Annotated in this window: 17 protein-coding genes and 1 pseudogene; 10 read left to right on the plus strand and 8 right to left on the minus strand. The window is 61.2% G+C overall.

From position 1 onward, the window contains the following. Window positions 1–71: 71 nt before the first annotated feature. Window positions 72–719, minus strand: a complete 648-nt coding sequence (locus GDH07_RS07015) for a cytochrome b family protein (RefSeq protein WP_152897006.1) — start codon at window positions 717–719, stop codon at window positions 72–74. Between the two features lie 349 nt (window positions 720–1,068). Between GDH07_RS07015 and GDH07_RS32800 the strand changes: the two are divergent. The 3 genes and pseudogenes from GDH07_RS32800 to GDH07_RS07030 all read left to right on the plus strand — a co-directional run. Continuing rightward, window positions 1,069–1,764: pseudogene (locus GDH07_RS32800) on the plus strand (transposase); the annotation flags it as partial. 106 nt (window positions 1,765–1,870) lie between these two features. Next, complete coding sequence (locus GDH07_RS07025; protein WP_053135006.1) at window positions 1,871–2,608, plus strand: DUF599 domain-containing protein; 738 nt, start codon at window positions 1,871–1,873, stop codon at window positions 2,606–2,608. Continuing rightward, complete coding sequence (locus tag GDH07_RS07030; RefSeq protein WP_053135004.1) at window positions 2,608–3,009, plus strand: MAPEG family protein; 402 nt, start codon at window positions 2,608–2,610, stop codon at window positions 3,007–3,009. The genes GDH07_RS07025 and GDH07_RS07030 overlap by 1 nt, the downstream gene beginning before the upstream one ends. Window positions 3,010–3,075: 66 nt before the next feature. Here GDH07_RS07030 and GDH07_RS07035 read toward each other — a convergent pair whose 3' ends face one another. Beyond that, on the minus strand, window positions 3,076–3,327 hold the full coding sequence (locus tag GDH07_RS07035; protein WP_011060058.1) for a hypothetical protein: 252 nt from the start codon (window positions 3,325–3,327) through the stop codon (window positions 3,076–3,078). A 155-nt stretch (window positions 3,328–3,482) separates the two neighbouring features. Between GDH07_RS07035 and GDH07_RS07040 the strand changes: the two genes are divergently transcribed. The 4 genes from GDH07_RS07040 to GDH07_RS07055 all read left to right on the plus strand — a co-directional run bounded on the left by GDH07_RS07040 (window position 3,483) and on the right by GDH07_RS07055 (window position 7,197). After that, window positions 3,483–3,950: a PaaI family thioesterase gene (locus GDH07_RS07040; protein WP_152897007.1), complete on the plus strand. Its 468-nt coding sequence runs from the start codon at window positions 3,483–3,485 to the stop codon at window positions 3,948–3,950. Further along, window positions 3,947–4,399 carry a PaaI family thioesterase gene (locus GDH07_RS07045; RefSeq protein WP_152897008.1) on the plus strand — a complete coding sequence of 151 codons (453 nt, stop codon included), beginning with the start codon at window positions 3,947–3,949 and terminating at the stop codon, window positions 4,397–4,399. Before GDH07_RS07040 ends, GDH07_RS07045 begins: the two co-directional genes overlap by 4 nt. Before the next feature lie 90 nt (window positions 4,400–4,489). Beyond that, entirely contained in the window at window positions 4,490–6,394 is a 1,905-nt protein-coding gene (htpG, locus tag GDH07_RS07050) for a molecular chaperone HtpG (protein ID WP_152897009.1), read from the plus strand. A 74-nt stretch (window positions 6,395–6,468) separates the two neighbouring features. After that, window positions 6,469–7,197 carry a dienelactone hydrolase family protein gene (locus GDH07_RS07055; RefSeq protein WP_152897010.1) on the plus strand — a complete coding sequence of 243 codons (729 nt, stop codon included), beginning with the start codon at window positions 6,469–6,471 and terminating at the stop codon, window positions 7,195–7,197. A 55-nt stretch (window positions 7,198–7,252) separates the two neighbouring features. Here GDH07_RS07055 and GDH07_RS07060 read toward each other — a convergent pair whose 3' ends face one another. Continuing rightward, the gene (locus GDH07_RS07060; protein WP_152897011.1) at window positions 7,253–8,125 is read right to left on the minus strand and encodes a pirin family protein; all 873 of its coding nucleotides are present in this window, start codon (window positions 8,123–8,125) and stop codon (window positions 7,253–7,255) included. A 61-nt stretch (window positions 8,126–8,186) separates the two neighbouring features. Next, entirely contained in the window at window positions 8,187–8,603 is a 417-nt protein-coding gene (locus GDH07_RS07065) for an OsmC family protein (RefSeq protein ID WP_053135001.1), read from the minus strand. Window positions 8,604–8,794: 191 nt separating this feature from the next. On the opposite strand from GDH07_RS07065, the gene GDH07_RS07070 reads away from it, so the two are divergent. The 3 genes from GDH07_RS07070 to GDH07_RS07080 all read left to right on the plus strand — a co-directional run bounded on the left by GDH07_RS07070 (window position 8,795) and on the right by GDH07_RS07080 (window position 12,070). Then, on the plus strand, window positions 8,795–9,763 hold the full coding sequence (locus GDH07_RS07070) for an amidohydrolase family protein (RefSeq protein ID WP_152897349.1): 969 nt from the start codon (window positions 8,795–8,797) through the stop codon (window positions 9,761–9,763). A 78-nt stretch (window positions 9,764–9,841) separates the two neighbouring features. Then, window positions 9,842–10,306, plus strand: a complete 465-nt coding sequence (locus tag GDH07_RS07075; RefSeq protein WP_152897012.1) for a DUF3859 domain-containing protein — start codon at window positions 9,842–9,844, stop codon at window positions 10,304–10,306. A gap of 138 nt (window positions 10,307–10,444) precedes the next feature. Next, entirely contained in the window at window positions 10,445–12,070 is a 1,626-nt protein-coding gene (locus GDH07_RS07080; RefSeq protein ID WP_152897013.1) for a methyl-accepting chemotaxis protein, read from the plus strand. A 59-nt stretch (window positions 12,071–12,129) separates the two neighbouring features. Here the strand turns inward: GDH07_RS07080 and fabB are convergent, their stop codons facing one another. The 4 genes from fabB to GDH07_RS07100 form a co-directional block, all read right to left on the minus strand. Continuing rightward, window positions 12,130–13,350, minus strand: a complete 1,221-nt coding sequence (gene fabB / locus GDH07_RS07085; protein WP_022643121.1) for a beta-ketoacyl-ACP synthase I — start codon at window positions 13,348–13,350, stop codon at window positions 12,130–12,132. 11 nt (window positions 13,351–13,361) lie between these two features. Further along, window positions 13,362–13,877 (minus strand): 3-hydroxyacyl-[acyl-carrier-protein] dehydratase FabA, encoded by a 516-nt coding sequence (fabA, locus tag GDH07_RS07090; RefSeq protein WP_022643122.1) that lies wholly within the window; start codon window positions 13,875–13,877, stop codon window positions 13,362–13,364. Window positions 13,878–14,125: 248 nt separating this feature from the next. Beyond that, the gene (locus GDH07_RS07095; RefSeq protein WP_022643123.1) at window positions 14,126–16,027 is read right to left on the minus strand and encodes an ATP-binding protein; all 1,902 of its coding nucleotides are present in this window, start codon (window positions 16,025–16,027) and stop codon (window positions 14,126–14,128) included. Continuing rightward, a complete protein-coding gene (locus tag GDH07_RS07100) occupies window positions 16,024–16,938 on the minus strand; it encodes an ABC transporter substrate-binding protein (RefSeq protein WP_152897014.1) in 915 nt (304 codons plus the stop codon). Before GDH07_RS07100 ends, GDH07_RS07095 begins: the two co-directional genes overlap by 4 nt. Window position 16,939: the final 1 nt, after the last annotated feature.

A 16,939-nucleotide genomic window follows, 5' to 3' on the forward strand; every position in this document is an offset into this window, starting at 1 on the left:
TCCTTGCAATTGTTGAATAACGAAAACTAATCCATGGTGCGGGCGAAAACTTGACGGCAACAGGGTGCTATTCAGTGTGCAGCGGTGCCCTGTACTTTAAATTGTGAGCGTTTGATCCGGACGGCTATCCGCAAACCGTAGGCAATAAGTAGCAGTCCCACGCAGAGGATTACATGAAGTTCAATCGTGGGGCGGTGAAGTGTATAGATGGTGAATGCTGAAATGAACATCGACCATAAATAGTAGCTTCCTATCCAGTGAAGTAATTGCCAAAGTTTGCGACCTAGCAAGATGGCGGTGTAATCAAAGGATGTGGCGACCATTGCATACATGAACAAATAGCCAATAGCGCCAAGGATGCTGAAGATAAACGGTGGTTTTGCCGTGTCGAAGAGTGTTGGGGCTTCAATGGCAAAGGCAATTACTGCCGACAGATGCACGGTATGTGCTGTTGCGAAAGCTACCCCCAGATGACGGCGATTGCGTTTGAGCCAATGGGTCAGGGGGGCGGGCCATAGCGCATGAAGTGCGCCGGAGGCAAATGCTGTACAAAATAGAAACAGTGCGCAACGTGCCGAGAACACCGCTACATTGCGTATGCCTGTGATGTCAGGCTGGATAGCTAGGATTGCCAGGGCAGCAACCACTACTACCGTTGTTAGGCTGGCACAGAGATACCAGCCTTCGTGCCATTTTCCATAATAGCTCGAGGTCGTCATGTTGACTGCCTTCAACGAGTGCGCGTCCGTACTCCTTTGGCTAGTCTGCTCAGGGCAGTCAGGCCAAAGACTTTTTGAATCTTATATCCTTTATTTGGCCGATTATCTGACTGGTCATTCAATATGTCAATACGTTTTGAGGGTTGTCTGTACGGTAATGCCTCTGTCGTTTGACGCCGTCAGGTAGCGAAAATGCTCGAAAGTAAAATCTGCAGGTAAAAAGGCTCGCATTCACAGCCTGTATGAAACCTCGCAATCCATTGGTCGGTTAGAAAACACCCGTATCGTGAGATACGGGCATTTTTCTGGTTCTTCACGGAACCCTGGGAAAGGTAGAAAAAATATCGGTTTGATGGATGAGTTCGCGCTGTTCAGAGGGCAACGCTACGCTAGCGTGGTGCTGGATGCCGATACCCACCGGGTGCGGTGGAGTGGCGAAGGGCGTAGCCAAGTCGCTATCAGACGCTTTTTTTGAAGAGCTGGGACCGGAGGGCTGTGCACGGTTCGAAACAGTGGCAAGGAATATGAGCACTGCATTTGATCTGGAAGTGCTTCAACATTGCCCTCAGGCGCCCATGGTCCATGACCTGTTTCATGTGGTTGCCAAGTATGGGCGAGAGGTGATTGACCGGGTCCGGACCGATGAAGCCAGCCGCCTGTGCATGACAAGCTTGCTCGCAAGGTGATCAAGCAACTGCGGTGGCTTCTGCTGCGTAATCCAGAGAGTCTCAGGCGCGAAGATCAGCAAATGCATCTGCGGGATCTCCTGGCGGCTAAGTTGCTGATGATTTATCTGATGAGGACAGAGCTCAAACGCTGTGGCCCCCCCTTGCTACCGCCAGGCGATCATCCTTACGCCAGGATGATGAAGGCGCGATACCAAAGCTGAAACCGTTTGCTAAACACCGGAAAGGATACTGGCGCGGTATTGAGCAGGGTGAGATGGCCGATGCACACGGGACGGTTGGAAGGTATCAACAACCGGATGGCTTACGGCTATCGGAGCAGCGAATTCTTTTTCATGAAGATCAAGAACGACTTCCCGGCAATCTGTGAAGAACCATTTTTATGGGGGCTCGCGCGGTGTCTTTTTCTCTGGCGAGGCGTCGAAACATTGCTCCCAGCTTTCGCCAATGCCCACAGGAATTTGCATGTCGTTCATCCAAGCCAACCAGATCCACCTATTGGCCGCCCTCTGGTTCATCGTTTGCTGGGGCGGCTACACCCGCTATGCCACCTGGAAAGGCCGTGACACACCTTGCCTGGCCAGCGTCCTGCACCTGTATCGCGAAGACTGGATGCGCCGCATGCTGTTGCGGGACAACCGCATCGCCGATGCCAGTGTGATCGGTAACCTGGAGCGCAATGCTTCGTTCTTCGCCTCCAGTACCCTGATCATCCTGGCCGGCATCATCACTGTGCTGGGAGCATCGGAGCGCGCGGTCTCGCTGCTGGCCGACATCCCCATGGTCCAGCAGGCATCCCAGGGCATGTCGGAAATCAAGTTGCTGTGCCTGGCGCTGGTGTTCGTCTATGCCTTCTTCACCTTCAGTTGGTGCATGCGCCAATACAACTTCGCCGCGGTGCTGGTGGGTTCGGCGCCGATGATCGGTGAGCGGCATGTCTCCGAGCAGGAGCGCAAGGCCTTTGCCGCCCGCGCCGCGCGGGTGATTTCCATGGCGGCCAACCAGTTCAACTTTGGCCTGCGCTCGTATTACTTCGGCATGAGCATGCTGGCCTGGTTCGTCAGTCCCTGGTTGTTCATGTTGATGAGCAGTGGGGTGGTGCTGGTGCTCTATCGTCGCGAGTTCCATTCCGACGTTCTGGACGTCATGGTCTATACCCCTACAGAGGCGCCATTGCCCGAGGTGAACAAGGAGAGCAACTGATGACCATTCCGTTCTGGTGCGTGTTTATCAGTGCGTTGTTGATCTTCATTGCGCGGATGCCTGTGGCAAAGGCCATGAAGGAGCAGGGCGGCTACGACAACCATCTGCCGCGCCTGCAACAGGCCCGGTTGAGCGGGCGTGGTGCCCGGGCCCTGGCGGCGCACCAGAACAGTTTCGAAGCGTTCATCCTGTTCGCCGTGGGCGTGTTGATGGCACACACCACGCAGACCCAGGGTTGGTTGATCGATACGCTGGCGATCGTCTTCGTGGTTGCCCGTGTGCTTTATCTGGGGTGTTATCTGGCCGACCTGGCGTGGCAGCGGAGCCTGGCCTGGGGAGTTGGCCTGTCGTGTTCTCTGTTATTGATGCTTAGTCCAACTTTTCGTTGGTTGTTGGCGTAGAAGTTACGCCGAAAAAAATAAAGCCCGCACTTGGCGGGCTTTATTCTGTACTGCGCTAAAACCGACTTAGTTGGTTTTAGGTGCTGCTTCCTTGGCGCTTTCTTCAGCAGCGGCCTTGTTGGATTCAGCCTGATCTTTGGCAGCTTCGGCGTTTTCCTTGGCTGCGTCGTTCACCTTATCCTGAGCTTCGTTCATTTTCTGTTGGGCTTGCTCAGCATGTTGGTTGGCATCTTGAGCTTTGTCCTCGGATTTCTTGTCGCAGGCAGCCAGACCGAGGGAAGCGGTCAGCATCAGGGCAATAGCTAAAGTCTTACGCATGGGGTGTTTCTCCTGAGTGAAGATATCTACTGGCCTTTCGATCATGGCCTTGTGACTTAAGTTCCTTGGCTGCGCAGATATATTAAAGATTGATGTCACGGAACTTTTTTACTTTATCGAGCGCACATTCCAGACAATAACTAGAGGCATTCGCCATGGCGCAAGATCTAATCTTCGAACGAGCACAGCGCTTTATTTCCGCGCTGCGCCACTGCCAGGTGCTGGGTATCGGTGTCCATAGCGCCTCCCCGGAGGGGCTGACCCTGACCTTGCCCTATAGCCCGCAAATCGTGGGCGACCCCCAGAGCGGGGTCATCCATGGCGGGGCCCTGACCACGCTGATGGACACCGCCTGCGGCCTGGCCACCCTTTGCGTACTGCCGGAGTTCGAGGTGTGCCCGACCCTGGACCTACGCATAGACTATATGCACCCGGCGCAACCGCATCAGGCCGTGCACGGGTTTGCCCAGTGTTACAGGGTCACCACCGATGTGATTTTCACCCGAGGTTTTGCCTACCAGGACGATCCCGAGCGTCCGGTGGCCCATGTGGTAGGAACCTTCATGCGCATGGGCAAGGGCTTGCCGGGCGCTTCCGCTGCCAGCAAGGGAGAGCGGGCATGAGCGAGAATCTCAAGACCCTGCTGGAGCAGGCCCACCGCCAGGGCGAGTACGCAGCCTTGCTGCAGCGGATTCCCTACGCCGCGTTGATCGGTATCGAGTGTTCGCGCCTGGGCGACGAGTTGCTGTTTCGCCTGCCGGCCAACAAGGACAACATCGGCAATCCCTTGTTGCCGGCGCTGCATGGGGGGGTGATCGCCGGCTTCATGGAATTGGCGGCAGCCCTGCACTTGTTGGTCTTCACCGGTTCTCCCGAGGTGCCGAAGATCATCGACTTTTCCCTGGACTACCTGAGCGCCGGGCGTTTTCGCGACACCTTTGCCCGTTGCCAGGTATGCCGCCAGGGGCGGCGGGTGGCCAATGTCGCGATTACGGCGTGGCAGAGCACTGCCGACGAGCCGATCGCCACCGCTCGTGCACATTTCAAGATCCAGGATCGGATCGGCTCTTGAAATCTGCCGAGTGATCCCCACTTTCATGTCATCCCGCCGTTCACCGCTTCCGGAGTGCGGCCAATGCCATCTGATTGGAGTTTGATGACCATGAGTGTGGAAACTCAAAAGGAAACCCTGGGCTTCCAGACCGAGGTGAAGCAACTGCTGCACCTCATGATCCATTCGTTGTATTCCAACAAGGAAATCTTCCTGCGCGAGCTGATCTCGAACGCCTCCGACGCGGTCGACAAGTTGCGCTTCGAAGCCCTGTCCAAGCCCGAGTTGCTGGAAGGTGGCGCCGAGCTGAAAATCCGCGTGAGCTTCGACAAGGACGCCAAGACCGTCACTCTCGAAGACAACGGCATCGGCATGAGCCGTGAAGATGTGATCACCCACCTGGGGACCATCGCCAAGTCCGGCACCGCCGATTTCATGAAGAACCTCACCGGCGACCAGAAGAAGGATTCGCACCTGATCGGCCAGTTCGGCGTCGGGTTCTACTCCGCGTTTATCGTCGCCGACCAGGTCGAAGTGTTCAGCCGTCGTGCCGGCCTGGCCGCCAGCGAGGGCGTGCACTGGTCCTCCAAGGGTGAAGGCGAGTTCGAAGTCGCTACCATCGACAAGGCCGAGCGCGGTACCCGCATCGTCCTGCACCTGAAGTCCGGCGAAGACGAGTTCGCCGATGGCTGGCGCCTGCGCAACATCATCAAGAAGTACTCCGATCACATTGCCCTGCCGATCGAACTGCCCAAGGAAGCCGCGGCTGCCGAAGGCGAACAGCAGCCGGCGCTGGAGTGGGAAACCGTCAACCGTGCCAGTGCCCTGTGGACCCGTCCGCGTACCGAAATCAAGGACGAGGAATACCAGGAGTTCTACAAGCACATCGCCCATGACTTCGAAAACCCGCTGAGCTGGAGCCACAACAAGGTCGAAGGCAAGCTGGAATACAGCTCGCTGCTGTACGTACCGGCCCGCGCGCCGTTCGACCTGTACCAGCGTGAAGCACCGAAGGGCCTCAAGCTCTACGTGCAGCGCGTGTTCGTCATGGACCAGGCCGAATCCTTCCTGCCGCTGTACCTGCGCTTCATCAAGGGCGTGGTGGACTCCAACGACCTGTCGCTGAACGTCTCCCGCGAGATCCTGCAGAAAGACCCGATCATCGATTCGATGAAGTCGGCGCTGACCAAGCGCGTACTGGACATGCTGGAGAAGCTGGCCAAGAACGAGCCTGAGCAATACAAGGGTTTCTGGAAGAACTTCGGCCAAGTGATGAAGGAAGGCCCGGCCGAGGACTTCGCCAACAAGGAGAAGATCGCCGGCCTGCTGCGCTTCGCTTCCACCCAGGGCGAAGACGGCGAGCAGAACGTTTCCCTGGCCGAGTACCTGGCGCGTGCCAAGGAAGGCCAGGACAAGATCTACTTCCTCACCGGCGAATCCTACGCCCAGGTCAAGAACAGCCCGCACCTGGAAGTCTTCCGCAAGAAAGGCATCGAAGTGCTGCTGCTTACCGACCGGATCGACGAGTGGCTGATGAGCTACCTCAACGAGTTCGACGGCAAGAGCTTTGTCGACGTGGCACGTGGTGACCTGGACCTGGGCAACCTGGACTCCGAAGAGGACAAGAAGGCCGCCGAGGAAGTTGCCAAGAGCAAGGAAGGCCTGGTGGAGCGGATCAAGACCGCCCTGGGCGAGAACGTCAGCGAAGTGCGGGTTTCCCACCGCCTGACCGATTCGCCGGCGATCCTGGCCATCGGTGAACAGGACCTGGGCTTGCAGATGCGCCAGATCCTCGAAGCCAGCGGGCAGAAGGTGCCGGACTCCAAGCCGATCTTCGAGTTCAACCCAAGCCATCCGTTGATCGAGAAGCTCGACGGCGAGCAGAGCGAAGAGCGTTTTGGCGACCTGTCGCACATCCTCTTCGACCAGGCTGCCCTGGCAGCCGGTGATAGCTTGAAAGACCCAGCGGCTTATGTCCGCCGGTTGAACAAGCTCCTGGTCGAGCTGTCGGTTTAATCAAGTAGCAAGAAAAACCCGCCCTAACGGCGGGTTTTTTCATTCTGGTGTCCCTTTGCTGGAGGAGCTGAGTCATGAGTCAAATCACCGTGCGTTCCGTGGTGTATCAGGTCGACGGACAACCCTATGAGGGCCGTCTGGCCTTCGATGCCGCCCACAAGGGGCCCCGCCCGGGCTTGCTGATGGCGCCGAACTGGATGGGGGTTACCGCCGGCGCGCAGAAGATCGCCGAAGCGGTAGCCGCCCAGGGTTATGTGGTGCTGGTCGCCGATCTCTATGGGCAGGCGCTGAGGCCTCGTGACTTCAACGAAGCGGGGGCGGCGATGACTCCGTTGAAGGATGACCGCGCGCTGCTGCGCAAGCGCATGCAGGCCTCGTTCGCGGCCTTGCAGGCCCAAGGGGAGGCGCCAGTCGACACCTCGAAGCTGGCGACCTTCGGTTTCTGCTTCGGTGGCTGCTGTGCTCTGGAGCTGGCTCGCAGCGGCGCACCGGTGAAGGCGGCAGTGTCTTTCCACGGCACCCTGGATACTCCCGAGCCCGCCGATGCACGCAATATCAAGGGCGCGGTGCTGGTACTGCATGGTGCGGCCGATCCGTTCGTGGCCAAGGAGCAACTGCCGGCCTTCGAGGCGGAGATGGATGCCGCCGGGGTGGACTGGCAACTGGTGAGCTACGGTGGTGCGGTGCATTCCTTCACCGATACCCATGCCAATGTGCCGGGCAAGATGATGTACGACGCCAAGGTTTCCGGCCGGGCCTTCGCCACCATGCATCACCTGCTCGAGGAAGTGTTCCGGGGCTGACAACTGCTCCTGCGCCCGCCACGATCCATGCCACGGTCGTGGCGGGCGGGAGGGCTCAGCGTTTGCCCGCTGGCAGCTCGATCCGCTCGCTTTCTCCCGGGACCTGCGGCCAGTCCCCGGCCGCCCAGCGCCGGCGGGCCTCGTCGATCAGGGCCGGATCGCTGGCGACGAAGTTCCAGTTGATCCGGCGTGGCCCGTCCAGGGGCGCGCCACCGATCAACACCGCATGGCAATCGCTTTCGGCGAACAGGGTCGCGGTTTCGCCTTCCGGCAGGATCACCAACGTATTCAGCTCCACCGGCTGGCCATCCAGCTGGGCCTCGCCTGCCAGCACGTACAGTGCGCGTTCCTGATGCTCGGTAGGAATCAGCAGGCTGGTGGCGGTTTGCAGCTGCAGTTCGGCGTACAGCGTCGGGGACAGCACCGGCACTGGCGACTCCAGGCAGAAGCCATGGCCGGCGATCATGCGGATGCTCACGCCGAGGTTGTCGTTCACCGGCAGGCTGGCAGCGGGGTGATGGCTGTAGTGCCCCGGTCCCTGTTCCTGGTCCCGGGGCGAAGCCAGCCATACCTGTAGCCCATGCATGCGCCGCTCCCGGTCCAGTTGCGCCGATGGCGTGCGCTCGACGTGGGCGATGGCGCTGCCGGCGGTCATCCAGCTGACGTCCCCGGCCTCGACGACCTGGTCCGAACCCAGGCTGTCCTTGTGCTGGATCTGTCCGCTGAACAGGTAGGTCAGGGTGGACAGGCCGATATGCGGGTGTTGGCGGATGTTCATGCCCTTGCCCGCCGGATAGGTGGTTTCCAGCATGTGGTCGAAGAACACGAAAGGCCCGACGCTGCGACATTGCGCCGAGGGCAGGGGGCGGAGGATGGGCTGGCCTTCGACGTCCTCGGCACGGGGACGGATCACGAGGGGGGAATTCATGGCGGGCTCCAGGCTGGTCGGGTTATGCCCGGGAGCATAACCCGCTTGCCCAGGCCGCGCGCTACTGGCTGAAGGCGCCTTCGGAGAGGTGGGTCTCGATGCTCACTTCGCTGGTGGTCATCAGCTTGTGGATCGGGCAGCGATCGGCCACTCGATGCAGTTCTTCACGCTGGGCATCGGTGAGCACGCCCTTGAGGGTCAGCTTCACATGCAGGGCGTACTTGCCCTTGGTTTCTTCGCTGTTGTCATGCTTGATCTCCACCGTGACGCCGGTGAGCGGGATGTTCTTCTTCTGGGCATAGAGCTTGAGGGTCAGGGCCTTGCATGCCCCCAGCGCGGCGTCGAAGTAATCATGGGGCTCCGGAGCGGTACCTTCGCCACCTGCCGACTTGGGTAGGTCGGTGAAGAAGTGGTGGTCGTCCACCTGGATGCTGTGGCGGTAACCTTCGCTGGACTCGGTGTTGACGGTGATGGTCATGGCAAACCTCAGGCAGTGATTGATGGAATCAGGCATTAAAAGGTGCTGAAGTTATAGAGCATCGCACGACTCGTGTGTTCCCCATTTTCTGAACCTGCGACCTGGCGCCACGGTCTATCCTGCTTCGATACTCGGGAGCCTGAGCGGTGCACTGGAGCCATTTTCACGCAAGCTGCCTGTCTTTGCTGCTGATGCTGCCCCTGGCGGCAGCACAGGCGCGGGACTACATCTACAGCGATGCACACCTGCACTATGTCGATTTTTTCCAGGAAACCCAGGGCATGCAGGCCTTGCTCGAGGCCATGGCCGACAATCGGATCGAGCAGGCGATGATCTCCGGGATCCCGGTGGCCAAGAAATGGCACGAGGACGAACCCAAGCGTCCGCGCTACTACGCCGGGGACGATGCCGGTGCCTACTGGTACAGCGCCACCGATGTGCTGGTGGCCGCCGCGGTCAAGCAACTACCGGTCGAGCAACGCCGGCGCCTGCATCCGTTCCTTTCGGGGTTCAATCCCAACGACAAGAATTCCGCGGCCCATATCCAGCGCATGCTCGATCTCGATCCGGGGTTGTGGCAGGGCATCGGCGAGGTTTTCACTCGCCATGATGACCTCACCGCGTTGATCGACGGCGATACGCCACGGGCCAACAACGAGGCCATGGCCAAGGTCTATCGCCTGGCGGCGAAGCATGATCTGCCTGTGATGCTGCATTCGAACATCACCTCCAAGCGCGAGCGCAATCCCCTGTACCTGGCAGAGATAGAGGAGCCCCTGGGTCAGCATCCGCAGACCCGGTTCATCTGGGCCCACGCCGGCACCAGTGCCGAAATCCATCGTCACCAGGAGCGCCTGGAGTTCCTGCTGCCGACCCTGGAGCGGTTGCTGGAGCGCTACCCGAACCTCTACATAGACCTGTCCTGGAGCCTGCTCACTCCCTATCTGCTGGACGAGCAGGGCACCCCGCGCCGGGAATGGCTGCGCTTGGTGGAGCGCTATGCGGAGCGCTTCATGCTGGGCTCGGATGTGGTCGGGCGTTTCGACAAGCTGGGGCGGGAGTTGCACGGCTTCGATGGGTTCCTCGATGCCCTGCCGGCCGAGGTGGCCCGCAAGGTGGCCCATGACAATTTCCTGGCCGTGCTCCCGGCTTCTCGCTGAGCCGCTGTCCCGGCGGATTGTCATCAGCTTGTCACCCTTGGTTCATATGCTCGCGCCATCTCAATCAAGGAGCGCGATATGCATTTCACTCGTTCAAGCGTCCTGGCGGCGCTGATGATCGTCAGCGGCCTGGCCAGTGCCGAGGTCCGTGTCGAAGGCCCCGTGGAGTTCGGCGTGTTCGAAGGCCCCAAGGCCGAGCTGCAATCGGGGGAGCGGGTGCTGCGTCGCAGCAACGAGAAGATCCAGCAGACTGCCGTGGTACCGGCCCGATTGGGCACCAAGTTCGGCATGCGCTACCAACTGCTGGGCAAGGTCGCCGACGGCCAGCCGCTGACCCTGTTGTACCTGACGCCGGGTATTCGCACTCCTGATGGCTTGCGCCATGACAAGCTGGAAGTGACCCAGAAGCTGGTGCTCAATGCCCCTCAGGATGTGATGGCCTACGAGTTCACCGAAAGCCACGAAGTGGTGCCGGGTGAATGGCACTTCATGGTGTTCCAGGGCGACCGTTTGTTGGCAGAACAGCGATTTTCGGTGCGCTGAATCGTTTTATGCCCAGGTATCGAAGTACTTGGGCGTTTTGATATCACTTTTTCGTCTTACGCAAATTCCATCTGGCCCGATACCGTCTAAGAGCACCCTGCTGCAAGTCTTGCAGCGCTCTAGGAAGGAGCCAAAGGAATGAGCCTCAGAAGTCTGAATATTGCGCCACGGGCAAGCCTGGGTTTTGGCTTGCTGGCGCTCATGATGTTTATCCTCGGGGCATTCGCCCTGATGCAAATGGCCAACATGCGCCAGCAATCCGATGAGGTAGAGAGCAATTGGTTGCCCAGCGTCATGTCCGTTGGTGACATGAGCCAGGACCTGCTGCGGGTCCGCGCCTTGACCTTGCGCCTGCTGATCAATCGCGATCCTCAGGCGATCGCCCAGAACGAAGCCAAGATCAACGACATAAAGAAGGGCCTGGGCATCGCCCAGGGACGTTATGAGTCGCTGATCGTGCTGCCCCAGGAGCGTGTGCTGTTCGATCGCTTCAAGTCCATCGAGAAGCAGTACCTGGAGCGCCAGGCCCAGGTCATGCAGTACTCCAGCCAGAACCAGGTGGAGGCGGCGGCCAAGGTCGTCAACGGCGAGATGAACCAGTTGGCCGATGAAATGGCCGCCACCCTGCATGACCTGATCGACCTGAACAAGCAGAGCGCCACCCAGGCCACCGACCTGGCCCAGGAGGTGTTCAGCAGGTCGCGGATCTGGGTGGTGGTGATGATCGTGGCGGCGGCGCTGGTGACCGTTGGCCTGGCGTTGCTGCTGACCCGCAGCATCGTCCTGCCCCTGGCGCAATCGTTGAGCGTGGCCGAGGTGGTGGCCGGCGGCGACCTGACCGGCGATATCCGGGTGAGCGGCAAGGACGAGCCGGCGCGCTTGCTCCATGCGCTCAAGGCCATGCAGCACAGCCTGCGGGAAACCATCAAGCGGATCTCCGATTCTTCGAGCCAGCTGGCCTCGGCTTCTGAGGAGCTCAGTAGCGTCACCGAGGATGCGACCCGGGGCTTGTACCAGCAGAATCAGGAAATCGAACAGGCGGCCACGGCGGTGAACCAGATGACCGCGGCAGTGGAGGAGGTGGCCAGCAATGCCGTGGCCACGTCCCAGGCTTCCCGGGAGTCCGACCGGATCGCCAAGCACGGGCGCGAGCAGGTGCAGCAGACGGTGCTGTCCATCGAGTCGCTGGCGGAAGATGTGACGGCCAACGCCAATCAGGTGGAAGATCTGGCCCAGAAGGTCTACGGCATCAGCAAGGTGCTGGAGGTGATCCGTGCCATTGCCGAGCAGACCAACCTGCTGGCGCTGAATGCCGCCATCGAGGCGGCGCGGGCCGGGGATGCCGGACGCGGTTTCGCGGTGGTGGCCGACGAGGTGCGGGCCCTGGCCCATCGGACCCAGCAATCGACCCAGGAAATCGAACAGATGATCGGGGGCATCCAGCAAGGCACCGACCTGGCGGTCAACTCCATGCAGCAGAGTAACAGCCGCGCCCGCTCGACCCTGGAAGTGGCCAAGGCGGCCGGACAGGCCTTGGAGGAAATCGCCTCGGCCTTCACCGAGATCAACGAGCGCAACACCGTCATCGCCAGCGCCTCCGAGCAGCAGGCAGCGGTGGCGCGGGAGGTGGATCGCAATCTGATGAATATCCGCGACCTGGCCCACCAGACTTCGGCGGGGGCCAACCAGACCAGCGCCGCCAGCCAGGAGCTGTCACGCCTGGCGGTGGATCTCAACGCCATGGTGGCGCGTTTCTCGGTGTGAATCCCGGGCAAGAAAAAGCCCCGAACCAGTCGGGGCTTTTTTTCAGGCTACGGCGGGACTTACTTGCCCTGCCAGCGCTTGAGGACCAGGGTGGCATTGGTGCCGCCGAAGCCGAAGCTGTTGCTCATCACGGTGTTGAAGGCAACGTCTTCGCGGGTCTTGGTCAGGATCGGCATGTCGGCCACTTCCGGATCCAGCTCGTCGATGTTGGCCGAGCCGGCCATGAAGTTGCCTTCCATCATCAGCATGCAGTAGATCGCTTCGTGAACGCCGGCGGCGCCCAGGGAGTGACCCGACAGGCTCTTGGTGGAACTGATGGCCGGAGCCTTGGCGCCGAACACTTCACGCACGCCTTTCATTTCGGCGACGTCACCGACCGGAGTCGAAGTGCCGTGGGTGTTCAGGTAGTCGATCGGGGCGTCGACGGTGGACATGGCCATCTGCATGCAGCGGATGGCGCCTTCGCCGCTCGGAGCCACCATGTCGTAGCCATCGGAAGTGGCGCCGTAGCCGACGATTTCCGCGTAGATCTTGGCGCCACGGGCCAGGGCGTGTTCCAGCTCCTCGACCACCACCATGCCGCCACCGCCGGCGATGACGAAACCGTCACGCTGGGCGTCGTAGGCGCGGGAGGCTTTCTCCGGGGTCTCGTTGTACTGGGTGGACAGGGCGCCCATGGCGTCGAACAGGAACGACTGGGTCCAGTGCTCTTCTTCACCGCCGCCGGCGAACACGATGTCCTGCTTGCCCATCTGGATCTGCTCCATGGCGGTGCCGATGCAGTGGGCGCTGGTGGCGCAGGCCGAAGCGATGGAGTAGTTCAGGCCCTTGATCTTGAACGGCGTGGCCAGGCAGGCGGAAACGGTGCTGCTCATGGTCCGGGTGACGCGGTACGGACCAACGCGCTTGACGCCTTTCTCGCGCAGGATGTCCAGCGCTTCCATCTGGTTCAGGGTCGAGGCGCCGCCGGAGCCGGCGATCAGGCCGGTGCGCGGGTTGGATACCTGCTCTTCGGTCAGGCCGGAGTCGGCAATGGCGTCCTTCATGGCCAGGTAGGCATAGGCTGCCGCGTGGCCGACGAAACGGTAGATCTTGCGATCGATCAGTTCTTCGAGGTTCAGGTCAATGGAGCCGGAAACCTGGCTACGCAGACCCATTTCGGCATATTCCGGGTTGAAGCGGATGCCAGGGCGACTTGCACGCAGGTTAGCGGAGACGGTCTCTTTGTCATTGCCCAGGCACGAAACGATGCCCAGACCAGTGATAACGACGCGGCGCATGCGGATAACCCTTAAAAATTGTCAGTGGAGGTGAACACGCCGACCCGCAGGCCTTCGGCAGTGTAGATTTCCTTGCCGTCGACGCTGACCGAACCATCGGCGATGGCCAGGTTCAGCTTGCCCTTCAGGACGCGTTTGATATGGATGTTATAGGTGACCTTCTTGGCGCTTGGCAGCACCTGGCCGAAGAATTTGACTTCTCCCGAGCCCAGGGCGCGACCGCGGCCCGGGAGGCCTTGCCAGCCCAGGAAGAACCCCACCAGCTGCCACATGGCATCCAGGCCCAGGCAGCCTGGCATCACCGGGTCGCCTTCGAAATGGCAGGCGAAGAACCACAGGTCCGGAGTGATATCCAGCTCGGCGACCAACTCACCTTTGCCGTACTTGCCACCTTCGCCGCTGATGTGAGTGATGCGATCGATCATCAGCATGTTGCCGGCGGGCAGTTGCGCATTACCTGGGCCGAACAGCTCACCGCGACTGCAGCGCAGCAGATCTTCCCGAGTAAAGGCGTTTTGTTTGGTCATGCGAGCTCCTCAATAGTCCCGTGCGGCAGGGTTGGGCAAATCTTCCCGGCCGATCGAAGCGTTCATGCCTCGAGCCGGCAGCCTACTCATAGACTATTGCGTTGTAGTGAAAGTCACAGCGCAAAGGGCATGAATGTACACTTGTGCACTGAAATTTTTTTCGGAGGCCTTTTCAGGGCCCCATCGGGTGCCTAAGACTGCCGCACTTTCGCCCGCCACGCCAGTCGCAGATGTTTGAAAATAGCCCGCTATTGCACCCAACGTTGGAGAATTTGCTGTAGATCCGCCCGCTTGAAGGGCTTTGCCAGATAGTCGTTCATGCCGGCCGCAAGGCAGGCCTCACGGTCACCCTGGAGGGCATTGGCGGTCAGCGCGATGATGGGTAGATCGGCACAACCGGGCAGTTGCCGGATCTGCCGGGTGGCCTCGTAGCCGTCGACCAGCGGCAACCGGCAATCCATCAGGATCGCCTCGAAAATCAGGCTTTCGGCACTGCGTACCGCCTGGGCGCCATCGGTGACGATGCTCACGCTGAAGCCCAGGCTGCGCAACATGGCCTGGATCACGGTCTGGTTCACCGGGTTGTCCTCCACCAGCAGCACGTTGCGGCCTGCGCCCTGGTCCGCCGCAGTGCTGGCCCGTGGGGCCGCTACCGGCAGTGTCTGCTGGAACAGCGCCAGGGGGATTTCCAGGGTGAACACCGAGCCCCGGCCTTCCTCGCTCTGGGCCCGCAGGGTGCCGCCCATGCGCTCGGCCAGGGTCCGGGCGATGGGCAGGCCCAGGCCGGTGCCGCCATAGCGCCGAGAGATCGAGCTGTCGGCCTGCTGGAAGGCGTCGAACATCGATTCCAGGCTGGCCGGGTTGATGCCGATGCCACTGTCGCGTACCGCACAGGTGAACCACAGGAGCTCGTGGTCCAGGGCCTGCCACTGGGCTTCGATGGTCACGCTGCCCTGTTCGGTGAACTTCAGCGCGTTGCCGACCAGGTTGACCAGGATCTGGCGGATCCGCGTCGGATCGCCCTTGACCTGCAACGCCTCCAGTCCCGGCGCCAGCCGCAACTTCAGGTCCAGGCCCCGTTGCAGGGCACTGTGCTGGAAGGCCTGGGCCGAACTGGCGATCAGTTCGGCCAGGTTGAACGGAATGTGTTCCAGCTCCAGGGCCGAGCGCTCGATACGCGAGAAGTCGAGAATGTCGTTGATCACCTTGAGCAGGTGCTCGGTGGATTCCGAGGCCAGTGCCGCGTACTCGCGTTGCTCGCGGGTCATCTCGGTGGTTTCAAGCAACTGCAGCATGCCCAGCACACCGTTCATAGGCGTACGCAACTCATGGCTCATCATCGCCAGGAAGTCCGACTTGGCCCTGTTCGCCTGTTCCGCTTCTTCCCGGGTCTGGATCAACTGGGACATGGCCTGCTGCTGTTCGCGGCTGGCCAGTTCCAGGCCGGCCGCGAGGTTGTTGATGTGCCGCGCCAGGTTGCCCAACTCGCCATCGTCGACGATCGGCAACGGGGTCTTGAAGTCGCCTTCCTGGATCGCCTTGACCGCGTTGCTCATGGCCCTGATCGGCTGGGCCAGGCCGGCGGCCAGGCGTCGGGCCAGCAGGAAGGTGAAGAGCAGGGCGAACAGGGCGAGGATCCCGGCCTTGAGGACGATTTCCTGTTGGCGCTGGCTGAAGGCGTCGTTGGACATGCCGACCAGCACGCGCCCCAGGTAGCCGTCGCCCTGGCTGGCCAGGCTGCCCGGATCCTCTTGCAGGAAGTCGTTGTGCACCTGGATCCGCTGCAGCCGCACGGGAGCCTGGAACACTTTGATCTGTTTCGCATGGTCATGGCTGGCCGAAGGCTGCTCGACATACACCAGGATGTTGTTGGCGCTGTCCTGGACCTCCAGGAATTGCACGTGGGGCGTGCTCAGGGTCGCTTGCAACAGGCTTTCCAGGCCCTCGTTGTTGCCGGAGATCACCCCGTACTCGGTGGCCGGGGCCAGTTGGTTGGCGATCAGCTGGCCGGTGTGGTCCAGCTCCTGGTGCAGGTCCTGGATGCGCACGAAAGTGAAGAAGCTGATCAGCAACAGTGTCAGGAGCAGCGCGGGGCCGAGGCTGATCAGCTGAGTACGGGCCTGGATATCCCAACGGCGACGCAATGTCATGGGCGTTTCTCTCCTTCGCTCAACTGGCGGGCGACGGCCTCAGGATCGATTTCCTCGATGCCCAGGGAGCGTGCCACCTGTGGGTTGCTCAATACCTTGAAGGCCGCCGGGTACTGCGAACGGGGCCATTGGGCTGGTGGCCGGTCCAGCAGCTGGTCCAGGGTTTGCAGCCAGTCCTGCTGGTCGCTGTAGGTGCTGGCCAGGCTGCCAGCCCTGACGAAACCGGCGTTGGGCCCGATCAGGGCCTGTTGTCGGGCATAGCTGCTGAGCAGCAGGTTCTTGACGGTCTTGGGGTTGTACAGGCTGGGGTCGTCCAGGCCCAGCAAGACTTCGCTGTTGCGCAGCACTTCCTGCAATGGACGACTGTCGCCGATGTCGTCCCAGGCCTCGGCGACGATCTCCAGCCCCTGGGCGCGCGCCGCCTGGCGCAGTTCCTCGAGCAGGAACCGGCTGTCCTGGCTGTACAGCACGCCCACCCGGCGGACCTGGGGCAACACCTCGTGGATCAGGCGTAGCTGGCGGGTCCCGGGCGGGTCGCTCCACAGCAGGGTGAGCCTGGGCTGCGGCGTACCTGGCAGGCGTTGGGCGGCTTGCAGGCGACTGATGCGCAGCACCAGGGTCGCCGGGCCCTGCGCATCCTGCAGGCGCCAGTCGAGGCTTTGCGGGTCCAGCAGGATCAAGCGCGTGGCCGCCGGCAAGAGGCCCGGTGCGGGCAATTGCCCGAGCGGCTCGAAGCGCACCTGGTCCTGGGGGCGCAGGTCCGCCAGTTCCCGGGCGAAGCTGCGCACGCTGTCGCTGTCTTCGCTGGCGGTCAGCAGCACTTCGGCTGCGCGCAACGGCGCGCACAGCAGCCAGCCCAGCAGCACCAGGCTCCAGCCGAGTCGAGGCAGGCCCTTGCGCGAGCGAGCCATG

The sequence above is a fragment of the Pseudomonas piscis genome, assembly GCF_009380155.1.
Taxonomy (GTDB): Bacteria; Pseudomonadota; Gammaproteobacteria; order Pseudomonadales; family Pseudomonadaceae; genus Aquipseudomonas; species Aquipseudomonas piscis.